The sequence below is a fragment of the Rhizobium sp. BK399 genome (genome assembly GCF_014194695.1).
GTDB lineage: Bacteria > Pseudomonadota > Alphaproteobacteria > Rhizobiales > Rhizobiaceae > Rhizobium.
Genome location: NZ_JACIAH010000016.1, coordinates 109,541 through 135,150, shown reverse-complemented (window position 1 = coordinate 135,150; position 25,610 = coordinate 109,541). Strand labels below are relative to the sequence as shown.

At 57.6% G+C, this 25,610-nt stretch carries 21 protein-coding genes and 1 pseudogene; 13 read left to right on the top strand and 9 right to left on the bottom strand.

Annotated features, from left to right (window positions below; translation table 11 throughout):
* The 8 genes and pseudogenes from FHT97_RS25300 to FHT97_RS25265 form a co-directional block, all read right to left on the bottom strand.
* Window positions 1–91: pseudogene (locus FHT97_RS25300) on the bottom strand (GNAT family N-acetyltransferase); the annotation flags it as partial.
* A gap of 133 nt (window positions 92–224) precedes the next feature.
* On the bottom strand, window positions 225–1,493 hold the full coding sequence (locus FHT97_RS25295; RefSeq protein WP_183864627.1) for a hypothetical protein: 1,269 nt from the start codon (window positions 1,491–1,493) through the stop codon (window positions 225–227).
* Between the two features lie 84 nt (window positions 1,494–1,577).
* Window positions 1,578–3,587 carry an acetyl/propionyl/methylcrotonyl-CoA carboxylase subunit alpha gene (locus tag FHT97_RS25290; protein ID WP_183864626.1) on the bottom strand — a complete coding sequence of 670 codons (2,010 nt, stop codon included), beginning with the start codon at window positions 3,585–3,587 and terminating at the stop codon, window positions 1,578–1,580.
* 86 nt (window positions 3,588–3,673) lie between these two features.
* Window positions 3,674–4,381: a hypothetical protein gene (locus FHT97_RS25285; protein ID WP_183864625.1), complete on the bottom strand. Its 708-nt coding sequence runs from the start codon at window positions 4,379–4,381 to the stop codon at window positions 3,674–3,676.
* 89 nt (window positions 4,382–4,470) lie between these two features.
* Entirely contained in the window at window positions 4,471–5,358 is an 888-nt protein-coding gene (locus FHT97_RS25280) for a DMT family transporter (RefSeq protein WP_246712769.1), read from the bottom strand.
* 360 nt (window positions 5,359–5,718) lie between these two features.
* Window positions 5,719–6,801 carry a TfuA-like protein gene (locus FHT97_RS25275; protein WP_183864623.1) on the bottom strand — a complete coding sequence of 361 codons (1,083 nt, stop codon included), beginning with the start codon at window positions 6,799–6,801 and terminating at the stop codon, window positions 5,719–5,721.
* Window positions 6,785–8,014 carry a YcaO-like family protein gene (locus tag FHT97_RS25270; RefSeq protein ID WP_259130404.1) on the bottom strand — a complete coding sequence of 410 codons (1,230 nt, stop codon included), beginning with the start codon at window positions 8,012–8,014 and terminating at the stop codon, window positions 6,785–6,787. Before FHT97_RS25270 ends, FHT97_RS25275 begins: the two co-directional genes overlap by 17 nt.
* Window positions 8,011–8,304, bottom strand: a complete 294-nt coding sequence (locus FHT97_RS25265; RefSeq protein ID WP_183864621.1) for a hypothetical protein — start codon at window positions 8,302–8,304, stop codon at window positions 8,011–8,013. Before FHT97_RS25265 ends, FHT97_RS25270 begins: the two co-directional genes overlap by 4 nt.
* A 403-nt stretch (window positions 8,305–8,707) precedes the next feature.
* On the opposite strand from FHT97_RS25265, the gene FHT97_RS25260 reads away from it, so the two are divergent.
* Window positions 8,708–10,276, top strand: coding sequence for an AMP-binding protein (locus FHT97_RS25260; RefSeq protein WP_183864620.1), 1,569 nt, complete (start codon window positions 8,708–8,710; stop codon window positions 10,274–10,276).
* Here the strand turns inward: FHT97_RS25260 and FHT97_RS25255 are convergent.
* Window positions 10,271–13,510 (bottom strand): AAA family ATPase, encoded by a 3,240-nt coding sequence (locus tag FHT97_RS25255; protein ID WP_183864619.1) that lies wholly within the window; start codon window positions 13,508–13,510, stop codon window positions 10,271–10,273. The two genes, FHT97_RS25260 and FHT97_RS25255, sit on opposite strands and share 6 nt — an antisense overlap.
* 142 nt (window positions 13,511–13,652) lie before the next feature.
* Here FHT97_RS25255 and FHT97_RS25250 point away from each other — a divergent pair, with 142 nt between their 5' ends.
* The 12 genes from FHT97_RS25250 (at window position 13,653) to FHT97_RS25195 (ending at window position 25,609) form a co-directional block, all read left to right on the top strand.
* Entirely contained in the window at window positions 13,653–14,315 is a 663-nt protein-coding gene (locus tag FHT97_RS25250; protein WP_183864618.1) for an NADPH-dependent F420 reductase, read from the top strand.
* Between the two features lie 263 nt (window positions 14,316–14,578).
* Window positions 14,579–14,800, top strand: coding sequence for a hypothetical protein (locus FHT97_RS25245; protein ID WP_210296783.1), 222 nt, complete (start codon window positions 14,579–14,581; stop codon window positions 14,798–14,800).
* A 130-nt stretch (window positions 14,801–14,930) separates the two neighbouring features.
* Entirely contained in the window at window positions 14,931–15,215 is a 285-nt protein-coding gene (locus tag FHT97_RS25240; protein ID WP_183864617.1) for a YciI family protein, read from the top strand.
* Between the two features lie 324 nt (window positions 15,216–15,539).
* A complete protein-coding gene (locus FHT97_RS25235; protein ID WP_183864616.1) occupies window positions 15,540–16,205 on the top strand; it encodes a nitroreductase in 666 nt (221 codons plus the stop codon).
* 796 nt (window positions 16,206–17,001) lie between these two features.
* The gene (locus tag FHT97_RS25230) at window positions 17,002–19,497 is read left to right on the top strand and encodes a PAS domain-containing protein (protein WP_183864615.1); all 2,496 of its coding nucleotides are present in this window, start codon (window positions 17,002–17,004) and stop codon (window positions 19,495–19,497) included.
* A 132-nt stretch (window positions 19,498–19,629) separates the two neighbouring features.
* Entirely contained in the window at window positions 19,630–20,247 is a 618-nt protein-coding gene (locus FHT97_RS25225; RefSeq protein WP_259130412.1) for a response regulator, read from the top strand.
* Between the two features lie 632 nt (window positions 20,248–20,879).
* Window positions 20,880–21,815: an MBL fold metallo-hydrolase gene (locus FHT97_RS25220; RefSeq protein WP_183757183.1), complete on the top strand. Its 936-nt coding sequence runs from the start codon at window positions 20,880–20,882 to the stop codon at window positions 21,813–21,815.
* Between the two features lie 279 nt (window positions 21,816–22,094).
* Entirely contained in the window at window positions 22,095–22,553 is a 459-nt protein-coding gene (locus FHT97_RS25215; RefSeq protein ID WP_114712384.1) for a carboxymuconolactone decarboxylase family protein, read from the top strand.
* A gap of 106 nt (window positions 22,554–22,659) precedes the next feature.
* A complete protein-coding gene (locus FHT97_RS25210) occupies window positions 22,660–23,061 on the top strand; it encodes a cupin domain-containing protein (protein WP_183864614.1) in 402 nt (133 codons plus the stop codon).
* A 422-nt stretch (window positions 23,062–23,483) separates the two neighbouring features.
* Complete coding sequence (gene cmoA, locus FHT97_RS25205; protein ID WP_183864613.1) at window positions 23,484–24,245, top strand: carboxy-S-adenosyl-L-methionine synthase CmoA; 762 nt, start codon at window positions 23,484–23,486, stop codon at window positions 24,243–24,245.
* Between the two features lie 11 nt (window positions 24,246–24,256).
* Entirely contained in the window at window positions 24,257–25,006 is a 750-nt protein-coding gene (locus tag FHT97_RS25200) for an isoprenylcysteine carboxylmethyltransferase family protein (protein WP_183864612.1), read from the top strand.
* Between the two features lie 408 nt (window positions 25,007–25,414).
* Window positions 25,415–25,609 carry a hypothetical protein gene (locus tag FHT97_RS25195; RefSeq protein ID WP_246712767.1) on the top strand — a complete coding sequence of 65 codons (195 nt, stop codon included), beginning with the start codon at window positions 25,415–25,417 and terminating at the stop codon, window positions 25,607–25,609.
* Window position 25,610 lies beyond the last annotated feature (1 nt).

The following is a 25,610-nucleotide window of genomic DNA, read 5'->3' as shown; positions in this document are numbered from 1 at the left end:
GCACTTCGCCGGCCCGCGGTCCCTCCAGCTGCACGGTCATCACTTCCAAAGGCTTGCCAGCCTCAACGGCAACGGCGGCGCGAACGTCCATGTCGAGTGTCTCCTGCTGATTTGATTGCACGGACCTTTGCATGCACGGCGCGGCAGGCTCAAGGAAAAACTGTCCTTGAGTGGACGTTTCAGCTTCGAATGGACTGATTGCGTCAGCCACTGCACAGCGTGCGTCAGAAGAGGTTTTCGGTTGCGAAAATAATGGCATAGCCATGAACGGCAATCGCCGCGTAAAGACCGAAAGCAACCAGCATACGCTCGCCATCCTTCATCTCTTCGAGCATCTGGCGCGGCTTGACAGACCCGCCACTGACGAGGCTGACAAGCGTGAAGACGAGCAGACCGACCGTCAGCATTTTCGCAGGCAGACCGATCTCGAATCCGATCCCCAGGATGCACACTGTCACGACGAAACTGGCGGCGATCTGCGACGTTCTCGTGCGGAAGATTTGCCGGAGAACCTGACCTCCGTCGAAACGATGCATCGGCAGCAGATTCAGTAGATTGAAGGCACCGAGGATCAGAATGAAGACGAGCAGGGGCGCACGCGATGCGAAAGGCAGCAATCCCGCTTCGGAAAGCTGCGTGGCAACCGCAAGAATCGGCACCAGAAACGCTGACATGCCCGCGCCCATCAGCGCGCAGGTCGCCACTTCGAATAGCGACCGGTACGGCCTGCCGCCGATGGCGATGCCGCCCAGAAAGGGCACAAAGATCATCCTCACGGATGCGTGGCCGAACATACGGTAGGCCGCCATGTGCCCAAGCTCATGCAACGCAATCACCAACGTCAGGAAGGTCGAGAGCATCAGGCCACCGGCGTTGAGCCCGAAGAACGGCCACAGCAGCAACGTCGACAGAACCGCAAGTCCACCTTGCACCAAGGGCAACTCGAAATAGCCCTGCGGCAAAGACTCGCCCGTTTTCAACCATTCGTCCAACGCTTGCATTTCACGGCGAAGAACAAAATAGCGAAACAGGAGAAAGGCCAATCCGCGATAACGGTCGGTCTGCTCGATTTCCAGCAGCGCGCCCTCGGGTGTCGGCCGAATGATGCGGCGCTCCCGGTAGTGATTCCAGAACGCGGGATCCAGCGTGCTGTCGTCGATGATGCGCGACTGGAACCCATGCGCATTCGTCGCAACGCGCGGCAATGGCTCGAGGACGATGAGCCTGCGCGACGGGGCGCCGTTCTTGTCGAGATGCCGATAGATCTGCTCCACAACGCCGCCGCGATCAACAAGCGCGCGACTGCTGATCACCGAATGGTGCCAGGAAGCATCAGGACCGGCGGGATGCATCGCCTTCCACAATATATCGGGAGCACATTGATAGAGCCGGCTGAGGCGGATGGTTCTGCGCCCAAGCGGAGCGCGCATCAAAAGCCAGAGAAGGCCTAGATTTATGATCAGCAAAAGGATTGCCGATTGGAGCGCCGTCATTAGCTACCTCCGCCCGGCGTCCTGCCAGGGGGCTCACCATAGGCAGCCGGCGGTTAACAAAAGTTAACTGCCGCGGCGACCGTGTCAGGCAAACTCGAGGATCACCGCGTCGACCGCCAGGCTCTCTCCCGGCTTGGCATTTATCTTACTGACGACAAGATCGCGTTCCGCGCGCAGCACGTTTTCCATTTTCATGGCCTCGACGACAGCCAGCGTTTCACCTGCCTTGACTTCCTGGCCTTCGACCACGGCTATCGAGACCACGAGTCCGGGCATCGGGCAGAGCAGGAGCTTCGACGTATCCGGCGGAAGCTTGACCGGCATCAGCTTCTCAAGTGCGGCATGACGCGGCGTCAGCACCTTGGCTTTCAGCGATATGCCTTGCCAGTCCAGCCGAAGGCCGTTGAGAACCGGGCGGATCTGCGCAATTACGCTTTGGCCGGCGATCTTGCCGTGCCAAACGGCGTCGCCAGCTCGCCAATCAGTGACAATGTTCGAAACCTTGCCTCCGATCTCGATATCCATGTCGAATGGAATTGTCACGAGACCGTCCACCAGCCGTGCATCCACATAGCTGTCGCCCAGCCTCACTGTCCATTCTTCCCGGCTAGCGCCGGATTGGGCACGCAATCGATCGGCGAAGCGCTCCCTGCGGCTGGACTCGATCAGGGACGCCGAAAGTGCGACTGCCGCGAGAAAGCCCTCTTGGTCGGCATCCGGCGTCGCGGGGGAAAATCCGTTCGGATACTCCTCGGCGATGAAGCCCGTCGACAGACGTCCCTCACGCCAGCGGGGGTGCTTCATCAGTGCCGCAAGGAAGGGGACGTTGTGTTCGATCCCATCGACAACGAAGCCATCCAGTGCCTCGCCCATCTCTTCGATCGCCTCCAGGCGTGTCGGCGCCCAGGTACAGAGCTTTGCGATCATCGGGTCGTAGTACATCGAAATCTCTGCGCCCTCAAAGACACCCGTATCGTTGCGCACGATAGCGTTCCCGGACCGGCCTTCGGCAGGCGGACGATATCGCGTCAGGCGACCGATCGAGGGCAGGAAATTGCGATAGGGATCCTCGGCATACAACCGGCTCTCAATTGCCCAGCCATTCAGCTTTATGTCGCTCTGCGCGAACGGAAGCCTTTCACCGGCCGCGACGCGGATCATTTGCTCGACCAGGTCGATGCCAGTGACCAGTTCCGTCACCGGGTGTTCGACCTGCAGGCGTGTGTTCATTTCCAGAAAATAGAAGTTCCGGTCGCGATCGACGATGAACTCCACCGTGCCGGCGCTCTGATAGTCCACCGCGCGGGCGAGCGCCACAGATTGCTCGCCCATCGCCGCACGTGTCGTAGCATCCAGGAAAGGCGAGGGCGCTTCTTCGACGACCTTCTGGTTACGGCGTTGGATCGAACACTCACGCTCGCCGAGATAGACGACGTTGCCATGTGCGTCCGCAAGTACCTGGATCTCGATGTGACGCGGCTCGACGACATATTTCTCTATGAACACGCGATCGTCGCCAAAGGAGCTTTTCGCCTCGGAACGCGCTCTATCGAAGCCGTCGCGCACTTCCGCTTCGCTCCAGGCGATGCGCATGCCCTTGCCGCCACCGCCGGCGGATGCCTTGATCATAACGGGATAGCCGATCTCGGCAGCAATCTTCTCTGCGTGCTGCGCATCGTCGATCACACCGAGATAGCCAGGAACGGTGGAGACATTGGCGGCGTTGGCGAACTTCTTCGACTCGATCTTGTCGCCCATCGCCATGATCGCTTTCGGCTTCGGACCGATGAAGACGATGCTTTCCTTCTCCAGCGCTTCACAAAACGACGCCCGCTCGGAGAGGAAACCGTAGCCGGGATGGACTGCTTGCGCGCCAGTTTGCTTGCACGCGGCGATGATCTTGTCCGCCACGAGGTAGCTTTCGGCGGCAGCCGCGGGACCGATGTGAACGGCTTCATCCGCCATTTCCACGTGGAGAGCATCCCGATCCGCATCCGAATAAACCGCAACTGTTGCAATTCCCATGCGGCGCGCGGTCTTGATGACGCGGCAAGCGATCTCGCCGCGATTCGCGATCAGGATTTTCTTGAACATGAAGACTCCACCCAAAACATGCGTTCCGGAGTTTTTACGCATAAAACCCCGGAACGTACAATCGGCGTAAAGAATATCAGTGGATGTCAGGCGACGGCAGTTTCGCTTCCGAAGGTATCGTCGACGATCCTCAGCCAGCGGCTTCGCCGTGGGGGCCCGGCATACTCGACGAGATGGAGCGCCGCGAGGATGTCAGCCCAACGCGGATGATTTCCGGCTGGGAGCGTTTCCTCGGCGATTTGCATCAGCACGCTCCAGGTCAGCGGCTGAGCATGGATGACGCCAGCATCGCCTGTGCCACGGAGAACCCGCGTTACATAGTCGATGTCCTGACGGGTGATGCCTCTGCGGTCAACTGTGCGCGACAGCTTGTAGCCGCCAATGCCTTCTGTCAGTGCGAGACGCAGCTGATCGAGCGCGAAGGCACGCAGTTCATCCGGCACATTCGCGGAAATCTCCATTGCGTGCAGAACCAGCTCTAGCTCAAGGGCCGAGTTGACCACGCCGTCGGTCGAGACCATGCGCATAAGCCAGGCCACGTTTATCTCGTCGAGAGACCCCTGCGGGTAGGTGTAATTGACGATGAAATCCGCGAGCTGCTCGACGAAGAAGCAGTTCCACTCCGGGCATTTCTCTGGGCAGGAATTGTTCAGCGCCAGCATCGCGACCACGTCGTCCGAGGTACGTATCCCTTCCGGGAAGGTGTGCTTGCGCAACAGACTGATATCTTCGGCCGTCAGCCGATGCTTCCCGGCAATCACACAGGCCGGAAAAGCGAGACGGAATTCGCTCATTTTTGTCTCCAGAACCTCATCATGAGGCCGAAGGCCGTTCTACCGCGAGCGAATTGATGATCCCTCAATAAGCAGTGTTAACGCCGTGCTCAATCGGTCACGACATTTTTAACGGTGGCGCCTGCTCGGCGCTCCCGCCAGATGATGAAGAGGCCTGATGCGACGATGATCGCGATGCCGATCCACTTCGAAAGGTTCGGGAAGTCGCCGAACAGCGCATAGCCGAGCACCGTCGCAGAGATGATCTCGAAATATTGGAAGGGTGCAAGCAGCGACAGAGGCGCCAGCCGGAAAGCTCGTACGATGATCATATGGGCATAGCCAGAAATCGTCCCAAGGATCAGCAGCAAAGCGAGAGCTAACGCGGAGGAGGGCAGGGAAAGCTGGAAATCACCAACTCCGAGCCCATTGCCCACCATCAGGGCCGCCGCCATGAAGGCCGTGCCGCCAATGCCCGCCATGGTCTGCATCGTCAGCGGCGAATCGGCGTTCCCGATTGCGCGGTTCAGGAAGAGGTAAAGCGAATAGAGAAACGCGCAGAAAACGGGCAGGAGCGCCTTGAGGCCAAAGATCTCGTAGCTCGGCTGGATGACGATCATCGCGCCACCAAACCCGACGACAATTGCCATCCATCGTCGCCAGCCGACCTTGTCGCCAAGGAAGATTGCCGAGAGTGCGGTGAGCATCAGGGGCTCGACGAAATAGATCGCAAACACATCCGCAAGCGGCATGTATTTCACGGCAACGAAGAAAAGCAGACTGGCTGCGCCATGGAGGATGCCCCGCAACAGATTCATCCAGGGGCGCTTTGCATGCAGCGCCTTGCGACCGAAGATTACGAACAGAAACGGAAGCGTACAGACCAGCTGGAAAAAGAACCGGTAGAACGTCACCTGGCCGGGCGACATGGACTCGAAGGTCGCCATGTATTTGGCAATTGCATCCATCGCCGGCAGCACGAGCATAGCGCCAGCCATCAGGGCCATGCCCTGCAGAGGATTTTGGTGTTCCGGGGGATTGCGCATCGGTGAGATTCTATTCGGGTTCAGGCGGCTATACCGAAAGTTGCCCGCTTGGTGAAGGGAGCATCTGGCGACGGAACTAAATCGCTCGACCGCCCACGAGCGGGAAAACTGTTCCTCGGGCGGCAGGTCATAAGCGCGTCAGGAATCTATCCAGATTCGTTGTAGATGAATCATTTTCAACGGAAGCTGAAATAAGAACACCGCTGGAGGCCATCGAAGGGATCGTTGGTGCACCAATCGGAACAAAATTGCGATCCCAAGTGAAGCACGGAAATGTGGGGTTCGCGAACTCTCGCCCACGAGCGGAAGGTGCTAACTCATTTTTAGCCTGGAATGAACTAGTCGGTGAACCAACTGTTCCGCTTCATCAGAGGACCGTTCGACGCGAGCCAGCTCCTCCAGCATGCGGGACAAAGTATCGATATCGAGATTGCGGGATTTCATCCAAGGTCCGATATCGGCTTGTGGCACTTGCTCGAGGAAGCAGTTGACGGCCTCACTGAGCGAGTGAACAGGGACTGGACCCTGGGTAGCCCGGTCTATCGCCAAAGCAGCCGCGCCTATGGCAGCTGATGCGGTTAACCCCGCGGCCGTATGCGAACACAACTGGATCAAGCCATCGGCACTGCTGTTCCCGAGCGGCATTGTTGCTGCTGTGCATTGTACAAGCTGCGCAAACGCGTCCGTAAAGACGAATTCCGAACTCGCGCGTCGGTTCTCACTAGACAACTGCTGAAGGTCGGCGGTCGCTCGATCGAGGCATGCCATCGCGTCGATTCGCTTTTGATCCAACCGTCCACTCGGCAACCAGCTTGCCAACCTCTCCGCGCTGGCGCGATCTGCCTTGCGGTCCAGCCCGCCCAACAGTCGCCGGAAGCTGCGTTCTGGATAGAAGGTCGACTTGGCGCGATCAATCAAGAAGTCGGCAAAGTCGTTCTCGACCACCCCGGAACACACAGCAGACGACAAGGTCGATCGAATGTTTACGAGTGGCTCCGAAAGCGGCTCATAGTATAGTTCCTCCGGTCCATGGACCAACGCGACTTCGTCGTCGCGCTCGAGCTCTCCCGACTCGAACCACTCGAAGATCACCCCTACGCCGACCATGCCAAAGCGGCTCAATTCTGCGGCGCGGAGAGCCCCGATTGAAGCAGCCCCATATACCGCAATTCCATTGTCAATCGCCCACAATATCTCCTTGTGGTGTACTGCAGGCACGTGCTCGAAATAGCCGTCGATCAAAATGATGGCTCTTGGACCATCGACGGCAGCCGCTATGACGTCCCCTTGCGCGGCAGGCGGGCGGTAGTCGAAATCGACACCGTGATATGCCGGACGATCACGTCCAAGCGATGGGCCCACAAACACCGGTACTTTGTTAGTTGTGGTGGCCATCGCCACCTCCGAAGGCGACCAATTGCCTCGCACGTTTTCCCGCTACATAACCGGGCGCGTCGCACGAACCTTCAAGCCCGGGCACAATAACACGCACCACTGCAGCAGGAATGCCGCTATGGGATAGATCAATCATAAGAGGTTCGTCGATCCCAGCAAGTTTCATTCTTTCCAAGAGGTGGTCGAGCGCGTCGTCGATGCTGGCGAAATCCGGAGCACTTGGAATGTCGGCAAAGGCCTTGGCTGCGCGGGTTGTTGCTTCGTTAGATGGGGGCCGTGGGGGGCCGTGCAGGAACATTTCACGTGTCAGGTCATCCCGCGTTCCAGAAATCATCGTCAATCTGCTTTGGACTGCCTCTAGAATTGCTTTCCCTAGCGCAATCACACTTATCGGATGGCATGCGCTGCCGGCAGCAGGACCCACGCTCCGGGAAGTGCAATGATCGGACCGTATCTCGCAAAAGAACGCAGGTACGCCAAGATCACTCGTCATATCCCACACATCGGTTCTCGTGCCAGACCGGCGGAGTGTGTTCAGCACGTCAAAGCACCACGGGTCATTGACCGATTCCAAATCGACGGCCGTTGCCGGTACCCCCGGGCCTCTGGACCGCCACAAGGTGAGGGCATCCCTCTCGATCAATTCGGCTATCGCATGGACCGCAGCTTCCTTGATCGTGTTCCCAGATGCCAGTCCTCCCGACCCAATCAGCAAGCATTCAAGGTTTGCCGGAAGCGGTAGGGCATAGTCCAGATGAACTGTCTCAAATGGGACCCATATTTTCTCACCGCTGATCATGCCTGTCGCGCTGGTCCACAGGGTGCGCCGGTTTTTGGACGGAAGCGCTTCAAAGATTCTGGGCAGGATATCCAAATCAACCACTCGGCCTTCATCGAACAGTTCATTGAAGGATGCATATCTCAGATCGATTTTGGGGTTCTCGGCGCAGTGGCGTTCAAGTGCCTCCATCACGGCGGAAGTCTTCGCCTCGGTCAGTGTTCCGCCTTTGCCGTGACACGTTGCAAGCGAACGAGCGTTTGGTCTGTAGGCGACAGCAACAGGCAATCCGATGGAATCGAGACCGGTAATATCGGCTATGCGCGAAACACCGATTTCGCGCAAGAATGGAATCATCCTGGCCAGGGTCTCAGCGGGGTGAATCTCGCGTATAAAGCGAGTACGTGACCGCGCTTCTATAGCTTCCGCCGTCACCGAACATGGAACTTTGTAGACTGCTTCAAGCCTTCTATGTTCACGAGCCAGCAGGTGCCAAGAGGCTTTGGCTTATCTGGTGGCAGCTTGTTGGGAACGGCTGCGAGCAATACGCCGCACTGCAGAAGATCGCGAACAACCTCCCAACCTTCATGGGACCAGAACGTCGCCGTGTCGATGCGGTATTCGTCACGATCCCAAACATCCCGTGGAATAAACAGCACAGTTCCATCACCGTTGGCGATTATGAGATCGTGGTTAAAGCTTTCGTTGTTTTCATCTTGAGACATAGCTTCCTCTCTCCCTTGCGAACCTTGATACTGATCTTGAGCATCGCTCGTATTGTCAAAGGGGATTCCAAAGTCGGATGAAACGTCAAAGATTACCGGGTTGAACGGGCTACTGCCTTAGATCAACGCGCAGTCTATTTCGAGATGCTTCGCCTCACACTACTTTCGGTAGTCGTTTCCACGCGCTGTAACAAGCGGTTGGAATCTTGGGCTATGCTTGGCTTGCGCACGTCTTCACGTTGAGTATCCTGAGATTGCGCCCGACAGCTGCGATTGGCAAGTACTACATTTCGCCTATCTAATATAAATCTCGATGTCTCATCATTTGCAGCGATTGACCATGTTGCTTCGGCATAGCGCCACGTGAAATGAACGAGAAGCTGGCCTTCAAATGGGAGGAAGTATGCTCACTTTTGGGGAACTGATCCGTCGCAACGGTCTATATTGGGGCCACAAGGACGCATTCGTTGAAGCGGACCGGCGTCGCAGTTGGCACGAATTCCATTCCCGTACTGATGCACTAGGCTTCGCTACGCGTCGTTTGGGAGCTGCCGCCGGTGATCGCGTCGCTATACTGTCAGCCGACTGCATCGAAGTCGCGGAGACATTCGGTGCATGCATGAAGATCGGAGCGGTAAGGGTTGGTCTGAACCCTCGTCTCACTCAGCCGGAAATCGCAGCGCTTGTCGCGGATTGCACCCCTACAGTGATCTTTGTTCATCGCGATTATCTTGATCAGGCGGAAAAAGCAGCGTTCGCGATGCCGGCAGGCCGAGGCGAGGCGCGTATTATCGAGTTCGGATCACCGGCCAGTGAATACGAAAGGCTGATCGCTGCCGAAAGTGATCAGCCAGAACTTGTCCAAACCCCACATCCGACTGCGATGATTGCTTACACCACGGGATCGACAGGGCTTCCCAAAGGAGCTGTCTATCCGCATGGGGCCTTCCTTCAGTCGATCTTATACACCGCCATGTTGGAAGGGATTGATCCATCGACTCGCTGGCTGCACACGATGCCTGCGGCCGGCGTCCCATTGATGCATATGGTCCGCAACCTGTTCCATGCTGCAGCCACCGTGATTGTCGGGCCCTGGTCGGCGGAACATGCGCTTTTTTTGATCGGGCGCGAACACACAACCAATGTCGTCCTCGTTCCCACAATGCTGAATTCGCTGCTCGAATCGAGTATGTTGGAACGCACTGACATGAGTTCGATGCGATTGTTCGGCTACGGCGCTTCTCCGCTCCCTCCCAAGACGATCAAGAAAGCCATGAAGGCTTTTGGCAGGCCGTTTCTACAGATGTTCGGCACTACGGAGCTGATGGGCATGTCGATGATGCTGTTTCCGTCAGATCACGAGCTTGGCATCACCACTCGCCCGGAGATACTGGCTTCCGCTGGGAAGCCTTTGCCGTTCGTCGATGTCAAAGTCGTGGATGGAGATGGCTGCTCACTTCCGCCCGGCGAGACGGGTGAGCTTATAGTCCGTAGCGACACGCAGTTCTCAGGCTACTGGAACGCGCCGGAGAAGAACGTTGAGGTCATAAAGGATGGGTGGATATATACCGGTGACCTAGCAAGCCGAGACGAGGCCGGCTACGTTTATCTCAGCGATCGCGCCAAGTTCAGAATTAGGAGCGGGGGCTACGACGTCTTCCCAACTGAGATCGAAAACGCTTTGGCTGAGCATCCCGCGGTTAGCGAGGTTGCCGTGATAGGCTTGCCGGACGAACAGTACGGTGAGCGCATACATGCAGTCGTAACTACTGTTCCCGGAAAAACCGTTACTTCAGACGAACTGCGTGAATTTTGCAGGAATAAAATTGCCGCGTTTAAGGTCCCAAAGTGTATCGATATCTGGACAGAAATCCCAAAGGGGCCGACTGGGAAGATTCAAAAGCGAGCGATCATCGAGCATTTCACCAGCGAAGCGGCCTCAAGGCCGGCGTCATCAGACGATAAGTCATAGAAGGTTTCGCCGTCTGCACGACGCAAGCAATAGCTGAATTATCGCTGGCTGATCGGCTTCTGAACTCACTGAGAGTCTCTCTACCGCTATTCGTACACGTTCTGGTAACTCTTGCTGAGTCTCACGCAAGAGACGGCAGCACAGTGCTCTCACCCTATCGCGGTCTTCGTGGGCAGTTGTCAACAAGACCAGGAGGGCAGTCCATTCAAATGGATACGCAATTTTGGACTTGTCAAACTCCCGGAGGGCGCGCTCCGCTTCCAAACGGGCATCCTCCGGTCGACCTCTTCTCCAGTGACCCCACGCAAGGTTTGCGCTGGCGAGACCGACATATTCTGACATCGCCTCGATTCTAGCCGTTTCCATTGCTTCCCTGGCTGATGCAACAGCGGCGTCGATCTCACCTTGCAGTCGAAACGCCAAGCTTAAATACACACGACAGCGGAGCTCAATCGCCTTGTGGCCGGACCGTTGAGCTGCTTGCATTCCGCTGGTCAGGGTGCGCTCGGCGTTCCGGAGTTTGTTGCTGTGTAGATATGTAAAACCCAGGATGAACAACGACGACGAGATGGTAGCGAGGTTGTTGGTCAACTTGGCAGCGTTCGCATAGTTCCGCGCATGCTTGATGGTGGCCAAAGACGTGCGATATCGCTGGAGCCGCAGGTCTCGGAGGACGGACTGATTGAAGAATTCTGCCAGTTGTTCGGCTGAGCAGACATCCAGTCTCGGGGAAATTCGGTTCAACAGATTGCTCATCTCGCTGCCGTTGCCGCTCCAGTAGTTGGCGTTGCATCTCGAAAGCTGAACTTCGATCCACTCGCGTAGCGCATCTTCGGTCGAAGCATCCGGGAGCTTGTTGAGGACTTGCTCCGCCTCTTCGAGTACTTGCAACGCCCGATCTCGGTCTTGTTGGAGAGCTACCCCCAGCTTTCGGAGCAGGCGGGCCCTTTGAAGGGGCTCGTTTGGCGCGAGCTCCATGGCCTCGCGCAGGGCCAATTCCGCTTCGTCGATATTGTGCGACAGGAACAGCACCTCGCTCAGTTGTTCAAGCAGCGATATCTTCAGGTCGGCCGCGAGCGGCTTCGAACCGTCCTCCGCTAGGCGCAAGTGTTGCAGCGTCTGCCGGAAGTACGAAATGGCCTCCTTATTCGCAAAATTTGCCTTAGCGAGGGTGGCTGCCTGCGAGTAGTACTCAAACGCCTTAATGTCGTTCCCGCCGGAGGCCCAGTGATGCGCGAGAACGTGAGGTGACCTGCCTGCCGAATGGGTATTCTCCAAGGCGACAGCGATCTGGCAATGCACAGCCTTCCTCGCCTTAGAGAGCATGCTTTCGTATATCGCATCGCGCATCAACGAATGCTTGAAAACGAAATGGCCAGCCCTTCCTTGGTCGGCCTTCACGACCTGAGCGCTGATCAAGTGGCGCAATGCGTTATCGACTTCAGATCCACGATACCCAAGCGCCATCTTCAATACATGGGAAGAAAATTCCCGACCAATCGCTGCCGCCGTCTGTGGTATTTCCATCTTCATCGGTAGCCGGTCTATCCTTGCGATGAGCGAGTCGTGCAAGGTCATCGGGATGGACGTCACATGGAGATCGCGCCCCTGGCTTGCGTGAGGCAGTTGATCGCCGTCCATCACCGATTTCACGAGTTCTTCAACATAAAGAGGAACGCCGTCGGAGCGGTCCGCGATGGCGGCCCGAACCGGTTCGGGTGTATCGGCACTGCCTGTGATGGCCTCAATCAGCTGGTTCACTTGGCCGTACGAGAGACGCGGGACGTCAACCACTTCATCGAATCGCATCTCGGACAGTTGCGGCGTGGCTTCACTGCGACACGTAAACACTGCGAGAGTGTTTCGCCTCGCAGGATCATCAATGAACCGCTGAAAAAATTCGAGGGTACTCGGGTCTGCCCAATGGAGATCCTCCACGACGATCAAGAGTGTTCGAAACATGGAAATTGTATCGAGCACCGACCGGATCGCACCGAACGTCCTTTCCTTCCGTCCCCTGGCCGTCAGTCCGGCAAAATGAAAGTCCGGATCACCTGAGAGGAGCCCGACGAGGACTTGGGCGGCGTCACGACGTTCTTGGCTAGCGTCTCTTTCGAGCGTCTGAAGCGGGGCAGACGAGCCGACATTTCCCTCGGGCAGGACAGAGCGCCGGAGCTGGTCGAGCACCGGAAACAGTGGCTCGTGGCTATGGAAGGGTGAACATTGAAATTCCATCAGCACGGAGTCTCGACCTGGTTCCGCGTGCGTCAGTACTTCGGAGACCAAGCGCGACTTGCCAATCCCCGGCTCTCCTTGAACAAGCACAGAGCGCTGACCGCCGATCTTTGCGTCGTCCCAGAGCCGCATCAAAGCATCGAGTTGTTCACCGCGGCCGAAAATGGGCGTGTCCCAGTGGGCAATGCGCTCTACAGTTCCACGCAGCCTAATTCCATCGACACGCCAGATTCTTACCGACGATGAAATCCCCTTCATTGTCCGAAGGCCAAGGTCGCTATAGACGAACTCCTCGCCAGCCACAGCACGGGTCTCATTGGTAACAACGACGGTGTCGGCTTCCGCTTCCGATTGCAGGCGAGCAGCAAGATTGGGTGTTCGGCCCACGACCTGATCCTTGAGGCTGAGATTGTCACCTTGAATATCGCCGACGATCACTGAGCCGGTGGCAATCCCAATGCGCGAGGACAGCCCTAGTTCTCTGACCCCCTTGCTGAGCTCAAGCGCCGCCCGAACGGCGCTTTCTGAGTTGTTTTCTCGCGCATTGGGCCACCCGAAATAGGCCATTACGCCGTCGCCCATAAACTGGCTTATCGTCCCGCCATATTTCCGGACCACTCTGACTGACGTCGATTGGTAGCCGGCAACGATGTCGCGCAACTCTTCGGCGTCTAGCTGTTCCGACATATGGGTGGAACCTACAAGGTCGCAGAAGAGCACTGCTAGGTTTCGTCGTTCCGCTCTTCCGGCCTGGCGGGGTGCTGTTCCCGTATGATCACTTTGATCCGATATAGGAACAACCCGAGACGGTTCGGCACCGACCTGCTTCGCGGCAACAATCAATCGTCGCCGGTCGCCGACGGCTTTAACCCCAATTTCGCGAAGATCGCTACTGGTTAGGTATCCAAGCACTCCGAAGTCAATGTTGTTTTCCTCGAACCGGTCGGCATATTCCGGTAAGCCTATCTGCTCGAGCCATTGTCGGAGCGTAAGCGACATGGGCGTCTCCAATCGCGAAAACCAGATCCTGTGGCCTTAGCCACCATAGTACGGAATCGATTACTCTCGGAGAGAATCTGCTTGACGCGCAATGGCGTCGAGAACATTTTTGAGTTTATACGTCGACAGCTGTGAGGCTTAAATGTCCGGTTCAACATTGACACTTCTGATTGTGGGAACGGGCAATGTCGGAAGCGCCTTGGCGAAGCGGTTTGCAGGAACCTCGCATCAAGTCTTGCTGGGATCTCGGGATCATAAAACCGGGCAGGCTGCTGCGGAACAGCTTGGCGTCCGCGGAGGAGATGCGGCTTCCTTCGTCTCGGAAGCAGACGTGATTTTTATCGCCGTTCCATTTGACAATTTGCCGGAAACACTGGCTCGATTGGGAGCCATTGATGGCAAAATCGTTGTCGATTGCACCAATCCACTCACATCCGACTATATGCAACTTACAATCGGCCATACGGATTCGGCCGGAGAAACATGCCAGAGGCTTGCGCCACACTCAAAGGTCGTGAAAGCGTTTAATGCCATTTTCGCGGAGGTCGTGTCCGCCGACTCGTCGTACGGGAGCATCACGCCCCAAGTTTTCCTGGCGGGAGACGATGCCGACTCGAAGCAGCGGGTGGCGGCACTGGTTCGCGATATAGGGTACGATGCCATTGACACTGGCGGTATTGCATGTGCTCGGTACCTCGAGCCACTGGCTGAGCTAATTATTCAGCTGGCTTATGCTCAGGGTCGAGGCACCGCGTTCACTCCAATAATGCTTGCTGCCGCCAGTTCTACCCCTGTCGATCAGTGAGTTATATAGGGTTCGGAGACTGTCTTGATGAGCTCGACGGCCCAAGCTGATCGTTATGTGACGTCCCTCAACGGCGCCGTCGATCTAAGTCGCATTTCCGTTTCCGTCGATGGACTCCCGCCCGTGGCATCGAACCTTCCTACCGCTTGCCAGCACGAACACCCCTTTATGCATCCCGGCGCGCGGCCCTTCCGTAGACCTGCGCAACCGCGGTCTGGTGGACGCTAGCGAGGACGCCGCTCTACCTGATCAACCTGCTGACCATGCAGCGGACGGAGTACCATGTAGACGGTCCGCTCACCGCATTGGCCCGCGAAATACTGGGCTTTGGCGATACGGCAGAGCTTGGCAAGCGTGCCCAGGAGGCTGAAAAGAACTCGCACTACGCCAACGTGCGCTTCCAGCCGGAGTACGCACGTGCCCAAGACGTGCACGACGGTTATATTGGCTCGTCCCGGGAGCGTGTCAGCGTCGACGCTGCCTGACGATAACCGCGTCGGCGCCTTGAGACGCCGACGCGGTCACCACAGCCCGGGAGCGCAGTTTCATCAAGTCCGGCTACCGGCAGCCAATCGGTGAGGGCGGTGGCGTTGTCAGAAGTGGGGAGGGCTGTTCGTGCTTTATGTTGTTCACTGCCTCGATCATGAGAATGCTCAAGCGAAACGGCTTGCGAACTACGATGACCACAAGGCCTACCTGTCAACGGGTGCGATGAAAACAGTCGTCTCCGGTCCCGTCCTTGCCGACGACCATGAAACAATGATCGGTTCGCTGTTCATCTTCGACGCGACCACCAAGCAAGAAGTAGTTGATTTTAATGAAGACGATCCATTCAAGAGAGCAGGAGTTTGGAGGAGCGTCAGCATATATCCCTTCAACAAGCGGGTCGACAACCGGTGACGAGCCAGACGATCGCATAGTCTGGCTCCCGGCCATCAACAGCCCTTCATTTCCGGTCAAGAAACCAAGCGGTCGAGCTACTTGCTGCTGCTCCATGAGGTTCGCCACATGACACGATCTCCAGTCCCAGCGGATTTGCTTGGGGGCTATTTTACCGAGGCGAATTCCGTCGACGTGCCGTCGAGCTTCGAGGCTTCGGCCTCCAGTACTTGCGAGCGGACGATCTAGACATTTGGTTTGGGTTGTCGGTTGGTTTGGGCACGCGCTACTAGGCTTCGTGGCGGTTAGGCGAAGCGAATGGCCAGCCGCAAGGAGGCGATCATCATGGACGTATATGAAGCAGTCACAAGCCGACGGTCGGTGCGCGGGTTCAAAGACGAGCCCGTCCCACGGGAGGTGCTTGAGCGGGTGCTGACCGCCGCGGCCTGGGCGCCGTCCGGATCGAACATCCAGCCGTGGAATACTTACGTGCTGACCGGGGCGCCACTCGTCGAACTCAAGACGTGCGCGGTCGAGCGCGTGGCCCACGGCGACCAGTGGGACGAGCGACAGTACGAGATGTACCCGGCCACTTTGAAGTCGCCATACAAGGATCGCCGATCCGCTTTCGGACGTGAGCGCTACAGCGCGCTGGGCATTGCGCGCGAGGACTGGGAGGCGCGCCAGCGGGCGGCCATCGCCAACTGGAACTGCTTCGGCGCGCCCGCCGCACTGTTCTGCTACATCGATCAGGGCCTCGGGCGTCCGCAATGGGCCGACGTCGGCATGTATCTGCAGACCGTCATGCTGCTGCTGCGCGCTGAAGGATTGCATAGTTGCCCGCAGATGGCATGGTCGCAGGTACGCGAGACAGTCGCGGAGGTTCTTTCACCCCCGGAAGGGCTCATCCTCTACTGTGGCATGTCGATCGGGTACGAGGATCCCTCGGTGAGCTTTCCGCGGACGGGTCGCGTCCAGCTTGATGAGACGGTCACGTTTGTCGGAGATTAGCTGTCGTCTTGGGAGTCTCCGCGCTGGCGAAAAAGCACCAGCTTAACAGCAAATATGGTCGGCGCTGCAAAGCCGCACCCGAATTGAGACATCACCGGTCGCGGCTTTCGAGGGGTTCAGACCTGCTCGGTCCCGACTTCGCGATTGTAGGAGTAAACTTTGGTTCGGGTCTGGCAGCCCATCGGACTGTGACCCTCGGATCCCATCGGACCTGAACAGAAAAGTCTTAGTATCCGATGCTTGACCTCAAGCACGCCTACCTCTTCACCCGAGTTGTTGATCGGGGCGGTTTCGATCTGGCCGTTCCCAGCGCAACTGGCACCTGCGACTGTCAGGTCGAGTGTGTGAGCTTGAAAATACTCTCGGAGTGCAACTACTTCACCGCGCGGCCCGAAGGATTGCCGTAACCGCAGTCGGAGCCGCGTTCTATCGGTATGCTGTTCGAGCGGCTCCCAGCGCAATCCTCGCCAGAGCCGCGCTTCACGCAGAAGCTGATCGCTGCGAGGTGGTACGGTGCTCAGCATCCTGACTTATCTAGATCCTTCCCGACAACAGGAACAGGGCGCGACTCATCGCCATATTACGGACATGAAACATCCGTAATATATGAACTACGCATCCAATGGTCAGAAAATCCATCCCGACGTCGTTCGCATTGGATGCTTGCCCCGCTGCGCGGGATCCTAACCGGTCCTCCGTGCAGGAGTGGCGTCGATCGATAGTCGCGAGAGTCGACCACCATGTGCCTGCTGAGCAAGCGGTTCAATTGTGGGATGGTTTGGACTCAGGAGTTGCAATGATCCTCAGCAAAGCGCTTTCCTTGAAGCGCGATAACGTAGGAATCGCGGCCATTGCCGCCGGATTGGCGGTGTGTTGGTTGACACAGACACCGTTCGCCATGGTGGCCCCGATCGGCCTAGCTTTTTTTCAAGACCGGACGAGCACCGTTCAAATTCTGAACGCGAGCCTCGCCGTCGCGGTGACCATCTCAATGTTTGTCATCGAAAGCCACGGATCGGGCCGCCCCGCGATATGGGGTGCACTCCTTTCGCTTACTTTCCTAGCCGTTGCGGCTTTCTACGCAGCCAACGCCAAGTCCGGCCGCGTGAGAAAGGGAACCGGACGCCGTCCACAAAGACGCCAGCCGATTGATGCCTCGGCGGAGTTTTTGGGTCTTATGCACCCGCACGACCGCGCCACGGCTGAGCAGGCTGCTGCACGGGCGTTTTGGACTGGCGTCCCTCAGGTGATGAGATTCCGTCTCAGGCAGCAGGATGGCAATTACGTGTGGAGCGAAGTTCGCACCGATCCCACCTACGGCGTGCGCGGGAATGTCGATGTCCTGTCTACCGACGAGGAACAACCGATGTGCATTGACGGCGAACGGCTTGACGCTGCTGGTTTGGGACCGGTTCGGGCGGCGCACGTTGTCGAGGAGCTGTTCGGAAATGGGTGGGCGTTCGATGCCGAGGGGCGGTGGATCTATCTGCCGTTGTTCGCTCAGGCCACGCTCGGCAAGACACCGGACGAGCTAAATCGCTCCTTGGACGATGGCTATATCGCCTGGAAGCAGTTGCTTCATCCCGACGAGTACGATGCGGTAGCTGAAAAATGGTCTCATTCGATAAGGACCGGCGAGCCATTCAACGCCGAACATCGCATCCGACGCAAATCTGGTTTCGCGTGGGCCAGAAGCGCCGCCAGGTCGGTTCGCAACAAAGGGGGCCTGATCGTTGGATGGTACGGCACATCGATTGACATCGACGTACAGCGAAAGACCCTGTCGGACCTGAAAGCGCGAGAGCAAAGTCTCACGCAACTCATCGATATGGTTCCGGGCCGGCTCTGGATGCTTGCACCGGACGGACAACCGATATTCCACAACAAGCGTCTGACCGACTACCTCGGTTTCGCCATCCCCGACGTTCGAACAGAAGGGACGGCATCGCTGGAACTCAATGTGGAGCAGGTTATCCATCCCGACGACATCGAGAGCGTCACAGCAACACTGCAGCGCTCCCTTGCCACCGGAGTTAGCTTTTCAAGTCGTTACCGGGTTCGTCGATCAGACGGCGTGTACCGCTGGATGGAGGGGCGCGCGGAACCTTTCCGGGATCAAGATGGGCGAATCCTCCAATGGTATGGGATTTCTCATGACATAGACGGCCAGATAAATGCTGAAGATGCGCTCAGTCGAAGTGAGCGGCATCTCCACGGACTGCTCGATGCCCTGCCGATACAAGTCTGTAGCTGGCTGCCGTCTGGTGAGATGACCTACATCAATAAGCGGTATTCGGATGCACTCGGGTTCGCCGATGCCAACTTTTCCGACTTCCTGGCCACCGCACGCGCGCTGATTCATCCCGATGATGTGGAAAAGGTTTCCAGGACAGCCGCGCATTGTCTTAGTACAGGGCAAACCTTCGCCTTCCGGTACCGTCGTCGCTCGAGCGACGGATCGTTTCGCTGGCTCGACAGCAGGTTTGAGCCGCTTCGCGATGAAAGTGGAACTATTTCCGAATGGTACGGTCTCGTCATCGATGTCGATGATGAGGTCCAGGTACAGGAAAAGCTGCGCGCCGCTCAAGTGGAACTGGCCCGCGCAAGTCAGGCGGCCACCCTTGCCGAACTCTCCGCATCGATCGCCCATGAGGTGGCGCAACCGTTGGCGGCGCTCGTTTCGAGTTCGGACGCCTGCCAAAGGTGGTTGACGTCTGAGCCGCCGAACGTCGAGCGTGCATTGGGGACGCTGGAGCGCGTCATTCAGAGTGCAGATTCCGCCGTGGACGTGGTGGCGCGGATCCGCGCGCTGTTCAAACAGGGCGTGGACGCGCGGACGGTCTCGGACCTAGGGTCGGTGATCAGCAAAACGTGCGACCTCTTGGCCGATGAGGCGACCGGTCACCATGTCCGATGGGACGTGGTGATCGATGAGGGCTTGCCGGCTCTCACGTTCGACGAGGTCCAGATCCAGCAGGTTTTGGTCAATCTTATGCGCAATGCCATCGAGGCGATGGATAGTACTTCCGATAGGCGCATATTGACGGTCCGTGCTCGTCACTTGGACGGCGCCGTACGTGTCGAAATCGGCGACACTGGCCGTGGCATCGAATGTCCGGAGCGGATATTTGAGGCATTTTTCACCACCAAAGCTGAAGGCATGGGAATGGGACTGGCGATCTGCCGCTCCATCATCGAGTCGCATGGGGGGCGGCTGTGGGCTGAGGCTGTTGAGCCGCACGGCGCGAAATTCACCTTCACTTTGATGACTGACACAGCAATCCGGCCCTGAACCCAAACCAACGTTTACCATCACAAGGCAGAAACCAGTGATAAAATCACCTCACGAAGTAACTCCGCATGACAACCAGGCTAGGCCGATCGCGCGTCTAATGTCAGACAGGGCCACAATAGGCGAGGCGCCGTGAACTCATCTGTCGAACCCATCATCTACGTCGTCGACGACGATGAACGAATGCGGGAGTCGCTGTTGGATCTCTTCACGTTCGCCAAGAAGCGTGCGTCCGCCTTTTCGAGCGGAACAGAATTTCTGGAGCAGGCCAACACCAATGCGCCCGGTTGCGTGGTGATCGACCTGCATATGCCTGGAAGCACCGGTCTCGACGTGCAAAACCAACTCATTTCAATGGGCAGCAAGATGCCCGTCATCTTTTTGACTGGTCGGGCCGACGTACCTGCCACCGTCACTGCGATGAAGGCGGGGGCAACGGACTTCATAACGAAGCCGTTCGTCAATCAGGACCTGCTAGATGCCGTGGAGCGCGCTATTCGAGCAGACGGCGAGAGACGCAAATTGGATGCGGATCACAAAAGGCTGCAGGAACTCGCAGGAACGTTGACGCCACGGGAACAGGAAGTGATGCAAGCGGTCGCTAGCGGACTGATGAACAAGCAGGTCGCTTTTCAGCTTGGCATTTCAGAGATGACCGTGAAGCTTCACCGTATGAACGTCATGAGAAAAATGCACAGCCGGTCGCTGCCCGATCTTGTTCGGAAAGTCGAGAGCCTGCAGAAAGCCTGATTGACGGGTGGCTTGCACCGAGACCATCCATGTCGAGATCGCGTGTGACAGATGTCGACACTATTCGGCGGAGGCCAGCGCTTCGAATGTTGAGCGCAAGTCTGCATCGCCTCTGGCGCGTTTGGTGCAGGCTGGCATCATCCCCACGTCGACGAACACTGTCGTGGCCGGGTCTCACCGCACGTGGGCTCGTCCCGAGGCCGCCGATCTCGCCAAGTTGTATGCCTTGTTGGCACCTAACTACGGCGCTCTGATCGAAAGCTATCAGACGGCTCAGGACGTCGCTAAGGCCAAGGCCTAATCTGCCGCCGGAAGTCAGCGCCCTCCCAAGGCGCGCCGGCTTCGAATAGTTCACGCCTCTCGATATCGTCAGCTACTTCGTCCCAATGGATAAAAAGGACTGGTGTTGGTCACAACCTCCAGCCGCCGTTCCGCGCGCGCCGCGCTGTCCGACGAGCAGCCCAAACCTTTGTTTGGATTACGACGCGCGAAGGCGTGTGCAAGAGTGTCGAAAGCCGTCACCAAGCAGCGCTCAAACAAGCAGCAATCCAATGGGATTGAGCGCCAGTCCGTGACCGTGTGCCCCCGTCGCGACGGAGGTGGCAAGCAAACAAATAGACCAGGAGTTCGCAATGAACGTACAAAAGAAAATTTCCGAAGAAATCAACTTCCATCCCGGTAAGCCCGCTACAGGTGAGCTGGTTCCGTCTCGCTATGCACTGAAGATCGGCGACATCGACGTGATGGTTGTCAGCGACGGCGTGCTGCCGCTTCCCACCCAAATGTTGGGACACAATGCGGATCCCGCTAGTCGCGCGAGCTGGATGGCGGACCAGTTCTTGCCTCCCGAAGCGTTCGACTGGGCTCTGAATGCGGTCGTGGTGCGCAGCGGCGATCAAATCGTTCTCCTCGACGCGGGGTTGGGTCTCGATCCGAATTTGAACCTGCCGCGTGCGGGACAACTGCTTAAGCGACTGGAAGCTGCCGATATCGATCTGACAACGGTGACTGATCTTGTGCTCACCCACTTGCACATGGATCACATCGGCGGGCTTCTCGTCGAGGGGATCAAGGAAAAGCTTCGTCCCGACCTGCGGATCCACATCGCCGCCGCCGAGGCCAAGTTCTGGGAGGCACCGGACTTCACTCGCACAAACATGCCCGACGGCTTCCCCGCCGCGCTTGCGGCAACGGCGAAACGCTTCCTGGCCGAGTATCGCAGCTATCTGCGCCTGTTTGACGAGAAGCAGGACGTTGCTCCGGGCGTCGTCGCGCGTCGCACGGGGGGCCATACTCCGGGTCACTGTGTAATCCGCATCGCGTCTGGAGACGACGCGCTGACGTTTGCCGGAGACGCCGTGTTCGCGGTCGGTTTCGATCATCCCGATTGGTACAACGGCTTCGAGCACGACCCGGAAGAGGCTGCCAGGGTTCGGATCGGTCTCCTCCGGGAACTGTCGGCGAGTGGTGAACTGCTGGTGGCTACCCATCTCCCGTTCCCGTCGCTGGGGCGCGTGGCCGTAGACGGCGATAAATTCCGGTGGGCGCCCATGTACTGGGACTACTGACCGCTGCTGGGCGACGTGTAGGTACAGCTTTTGACAGCGTTTGAGCACTAGATCGTCAAGCGATTTACGCCGAGCCTTTACATCAAGCTTTCTCGTGCGGGGTCCGAGGCGACCTTTGCCTCGCACGGGAAACAGAGTCGATTCCATGAGCGGATTGACCGGCGCAGCCCTGTCGCGGCCATTTTATGCCGACCACCTGCACCAAACGCCGCGGTTTTTTGGAATTCTGGACGGCACACGCCAACACTTTCAACGACAGAAAATCTAAGGAAAAGAACAATGAGCAAGCGCCTCGACTACAACCAGATCGCCCCGGCCGGGATGAAAGCCCTCAACGGACTCTATGGCTACGCCACCACGCAGAGCAGCCTCCCCACGGAGCTGGTCGATCTTGTCTTCCTTCGTGTATCGCAGATCAACAACTGCGCCTTTTGCCTCGACATGCACACACGCGACCTCTTGAAGAAGGAGCAACCGATCGAGAAGATCGCGCTGGTGCAGGCATGGAGGGAAGCCGGGAATCTTTTTGACGCGCGTGAGCGGGCGGCCCTTGCCTGGGCCGAAACCGTAACACGCGTTGCCGAGACCGGCGTTCCCGACAGCGCCTACGAAGCCGCGCGTGCGGTGTTCGACGAACGCGAACTCGTCGATCTGACGCTCGCGACGGGCCTGATGAACGCCTATAACCGCATGGGAATCAGTTTCCGCACGACGCCACAGGCGGCGGTCGGAAAATAAGCCGGCGACGATGTTTGTGGATGTACATGCGTCCACAAGCACCCCATGACGCCACGACGGGGCGCTGTAGGACAAGGGGCGCTCCGGCAAACAAGGGGTTACGACAATGAAGTCAGTCTTGTTATCGCTCTGCGTGTCAAGCATGGTCTGTTCTCTTGGCACTTTGGCGGTCGCCGCCGATGCGGCAACGGTCACATCGCTTGTGAAAAAGGACCTTCCTGACTACCCCGGAAAGGAGGCGCTGATGATATCAGTCGAGTATCCGCCGGGAGGCTCCGATCCGATTCACAAACACGACGCACATGCGTTCATCTACGTTCTGGAGGGTTCAGTCGTGATGCAGGTGAGGGGAGAAAAGCAAGTGACCTTGTCGCCGGGAGAGACCTGGTACGAAGGCCCATCCGACATTCACGTGGTCGGCCGCAATGCAAGCACGACCAAGCCTGCAAAGTTCATCGTCTTGCTTCTCAAGAACAAGGGCGCACCGGTTCTCACGCCGGTGGAGTAACTGTCGGCCCACAGCTGTCACTAAGCAATGTTAGCCTTCGCTGCGCTGCCAACAGGTGAGGTCGGCTCAGCCCGGGACGCAAGCGCTACCGCGTCGGCCCCGGCCGGATAGCGCAGACGGCTCGATCTACTGTCGTTGACCGCTTGCCGGCACCGCCACATCGCCCTCCCTTGTTGTCAATATCGACGGCGGGACAGCCTAGCTTAATAGTCAGCACTGCCACCGATGTAGCTTTCGGTTGGTGTGCGTGTTCCCTCTGGTCCTTCGCCTGCAGGCTTGCCTTCAGGCGCCTCCTTCCTCCGCTTTTGTAAGGGGCAACCGCTTTCAGGTAGCCGTCAGAGTATTGTGACCAAATCGCGGTGCGCCGGGTGTGTTTGGGGAAAAGCACGCCCATCTGACATTGCTATACATTTGGAGCGGATATGACCGACCAGTCTAGCCGTCTTGTGCTGCATACGAATTCGCGTGACGAGGTCTTTGCCGACGAACGCAATGCTGTTGCGGACTTCTCATTCAATTCCACCGTCGCGAACGTCTTCGATGACATGGTCAGCCGCTCGGTTCCGTTCTATGGGGAGATGCAGCGGATGGTTTGCGAGCTGGCAGGGGATTTTGCCCAGCCCCAGTCGAACCTCTACGACATTGGCTGCTCAACGGCCACGACTCTCTTGGCACTCGACCACCTCGTCGACAGCCACGTTGATTTTGTCGGTATCGACAACGCTCCGGACATGCTCAAGAAGGCGGCTGAGAAGATCGAGGAATCGGGAACAAACCGATCGATCGAGCTTGTCACTGGCGACCTCCACAGAGGCTTCTCTGTGGAGAACGCCAGTGTCGTGACGATGCTGCTTACCCTGCAATTCGTACGTCCGCTTTTCCGCGAACGGGTCATGAAGACGATCTACGACGGTCTCAACGAACACGGATGCCTGCTGCTGATCGAGAAGTTGACTAGCGAGGACACGACCTTCAACAGGCTGTTCATCGACCACTACTACGATTTCAAACGGCGTAACGGATACTCCTCGATCGAAATATCGAAGAAGCGGGAGGCGTTGGAAAACGTCCTCATCCCGTACCGCCTTGAGGAGAACATCCAGTTGCTCAAGGAGGTGGGCTTCAAGAGCACGGAAGTATTCTTCCGTTGGTACAATTTCTGCGGCATCGTCGCGGTGAAGTGAGACAAAAGACCATGAAGATTCTCATGCTCGCCTTCGGGACTTTCTTTTTTAAGTACCGAAACCAGGCGTTTCCTCTTATCATCGTCGCATTGTTTATTGCCGCCCCGCCGACGACCACCGTTCTGGGTAGCGCGGCACTCGAGCAAACGAAGGACATCATTGCACTGCTCATCGTCCTAGCGGGTTTGGTGCTGCGCGCAACCGTTATCGGCTATGCCTACATCAAGCGCGGCGGCCTGAATAAGCGCGTGTATGCCAACGATCTGGTCACGGAAGGCATGTTCGGCGTTTGCCGCAACCCGTTGTATGTGGGAAACATGCTTATTTACGCGGGCCTCTTCCTGTTCCACGGCAATCCGGTGGTCGTTGTTGTCGGAAGTTTGCTGTTCGGGTTTATCTATCAGTGCATCGTCTACGCCGAAGAGGAGTTCCTCGCTAACAAGTTCGGGGAGGCCTACAGTGCTTATTGTCGGGATGTCCCCAGATGGGGACTGAAGCTGAGTGCGTTCTCGGCGTCCACCGAGGGAATGGCATTCAATATGAGACGAGTTATCGCCAAGGACTACTCGACCATGTCGTCGACGCTGATCGCGCTGTTGGCCACCGAGTTTTACAGGGTAGCGGCCGATTCCATAACCGATCAGGAACTTTCTTACGCGGTAGTGCTCGTAGGCCTTTTCGTCGGGGTAATTGCACTCACCGGTCTGGTGAGCTCGCTGAAAAAAATGGGAGTCTTTGACGAACTGACTGTCGCACGCTGAAAATGCCGGTCGAGGCTGACAACGACCTGGAGGGTGCCGACTAGAGAGCCGGAAGCCAGGACGAGCACCAGTACAAGGATCCTCAGATCATCTACCGGTCGAAGCAAGTTGAAGACGTCGTTCCGCCGCGAGCAGTGGCCTGCAGAAGATATTCACAAAGCATTAACCTGTCGATTTTCGCGGTCGCGTGCAGTCCGCGAAGTCGGCACTGTGCGAAAAGGTAGTAGGATTCAAATGTTCGCGAAGCCCAACAAAAAGGCTTGTGCCGCGTATCTCAGCCTAACGTCCGGTCCCCCGGATCTCTTCGCCAACGGGTTGCTGGGCTACTCCCTGCTTCAGGTCGCACTGTTGATCCGGGCAACGCCGTAGATAAGGAAGCAGCCGTTTGCGCCTTCTTACTGGGCGGCAATGCTAGGCACGATCGCGTTGGCTTCCGCCGCCATGAGGATGGTGTCCCGTGGCGGTGACAGTATCGGCGCCCAGCTCGCGCCGTATCTGTTCTTCTTTGCCAATGTGCTGGTGGCGGCGATTGCCGTAGGGACGATAGCACTGCTGGCACAGGGAAGGCTCTTGCCCAGGTCGCCCGTTCGAGCGGCCGAGTAGC

Bases quoted from the DNA above. Each gene is read 5' to 3' on its own strand.
- FHT97_RS25295 (WP_183864627.1), bottom strand. From the start codon at position 1,493: ATGACGGCGCTCCAATCGGCAATCCTTTTGCTGATCATAAATCTAGGC.
- FHT97_RS25290 (WP_183864626.1), bottom strand. From the start codon at position 3,587: ATGTTCAAGAAAATCCTGATCGCGAATCGCGGCGAGATCGCTTGCCGC.
- FHT97_RS25285 (WP_183864625.1), bottom strand. From the start codon at position 4,381: ATGAGCGAATTCCGTCTCGCTTTTCCGGCCTGTGTGATTGCCGGGAAG.
- FHT97_RS25280 (WP_246712769.1), bottom strand. From the start codon at position 5,358: ATGGCTGGCGCTATGCTCGTGCTGCCGGCGATGGATGCAATTGCCAAA.
- FHT97_RS25275 (WP_183864623.1), bottom strand. From the start codon at position 6,801: ATGGCCACCACAACTAACAAAGTACCGGTGTTTGTGGGCCCATCGCTT.
- FHT97_RS25265 (WP_183864621.1), bottom strand. From the start codon at position 8,304: ATGTCTCAAGATGAAAACAACGAAAGCTTTAACCACGATCTCATAATC.
- FHT97_RS25260 (WP_183864620.1), top strand. From the start codon at position 8,708: ATGCTCACTTTTGGGGAACTGATCCGTCGCAACGGTCTATATTGGGGC.
- FHT97_RS25255 (WP_183864619.1), bottom strand. From the start codon at position 13,510: ATGTCGCTTACGCTCCGACAATGGCTCGAGCAGATAGGCTTACCGGAA.
- FHT97_RS25250 (WP_183864618.1), top strand. From the start codon at position 13,653: ATGTCCGGTTCAACATTGACACTTCTGATTGTGGGAACGGGCAATGTC.
- FHT97_RS25245 (WP_210296783.1), top strand. From the start codon at position 14,579: ATGCAGCGGACGGAGTACCATGTAGACGGTCCGCTCACCGCATTGGCC.
- FHT97_RS25235 (WP_183864616.1), top strand. From the start codon at position 15,540: ATGGACGTATATGAAGCAGTCACAAGCCGACGGTCGGTGCGCGGGTTC.
- FHT97_RS25230 (WP_183864615.1), top strand. From the start codon at position 17,002: ATGATCCTCAGCAAAGCGCTTTCCTTGAAGCGCGATAACGTAGGAATC.
- FHT97_RS25220 (WP_183757183.1), top strand. From the start codon at position 20,880: ATGAACGTACAAAAGAAAATTTCCGAAGAAATCAACTTCCATCCCGGT.
- FHT97_RS25215 (WP_114712384.1), top strand. From the start codon at position 22,095: ATGAGCAAGCGCCTCGACTACAACCAGATCGCCCCGGCCGGGATGAAA.
- FHT97_RS25210 (WP_183864614.1), top strand. From the start codon at position 22,660: ATGAAGTCAGTCTTGTTATCGCTCTGCGTGTCAAGCATGGTCTGTTCT.
- cmoA (WP_183864613.1), top strand. From the start codon at position 23,484: ATGACCGACCAGTCTAGCCGTCTTGTGCTGCATACGAATTCGCGTGAC.
- FHT97_RS25200 (WP_183864612.1), top strand. From the start codon at position 24,257: ATGAAGATTCTCATGCTCGCCTTCGGGACTTTCTTTTTTAAGTACCGA.
- FHT97_RS25195 (WP_246712767.1), top strand. From the start codon at position 25,415: ATGCTAGGCACGATCGCGTTGGCTTCCGCCGCCATGAGGATGGTGTCC.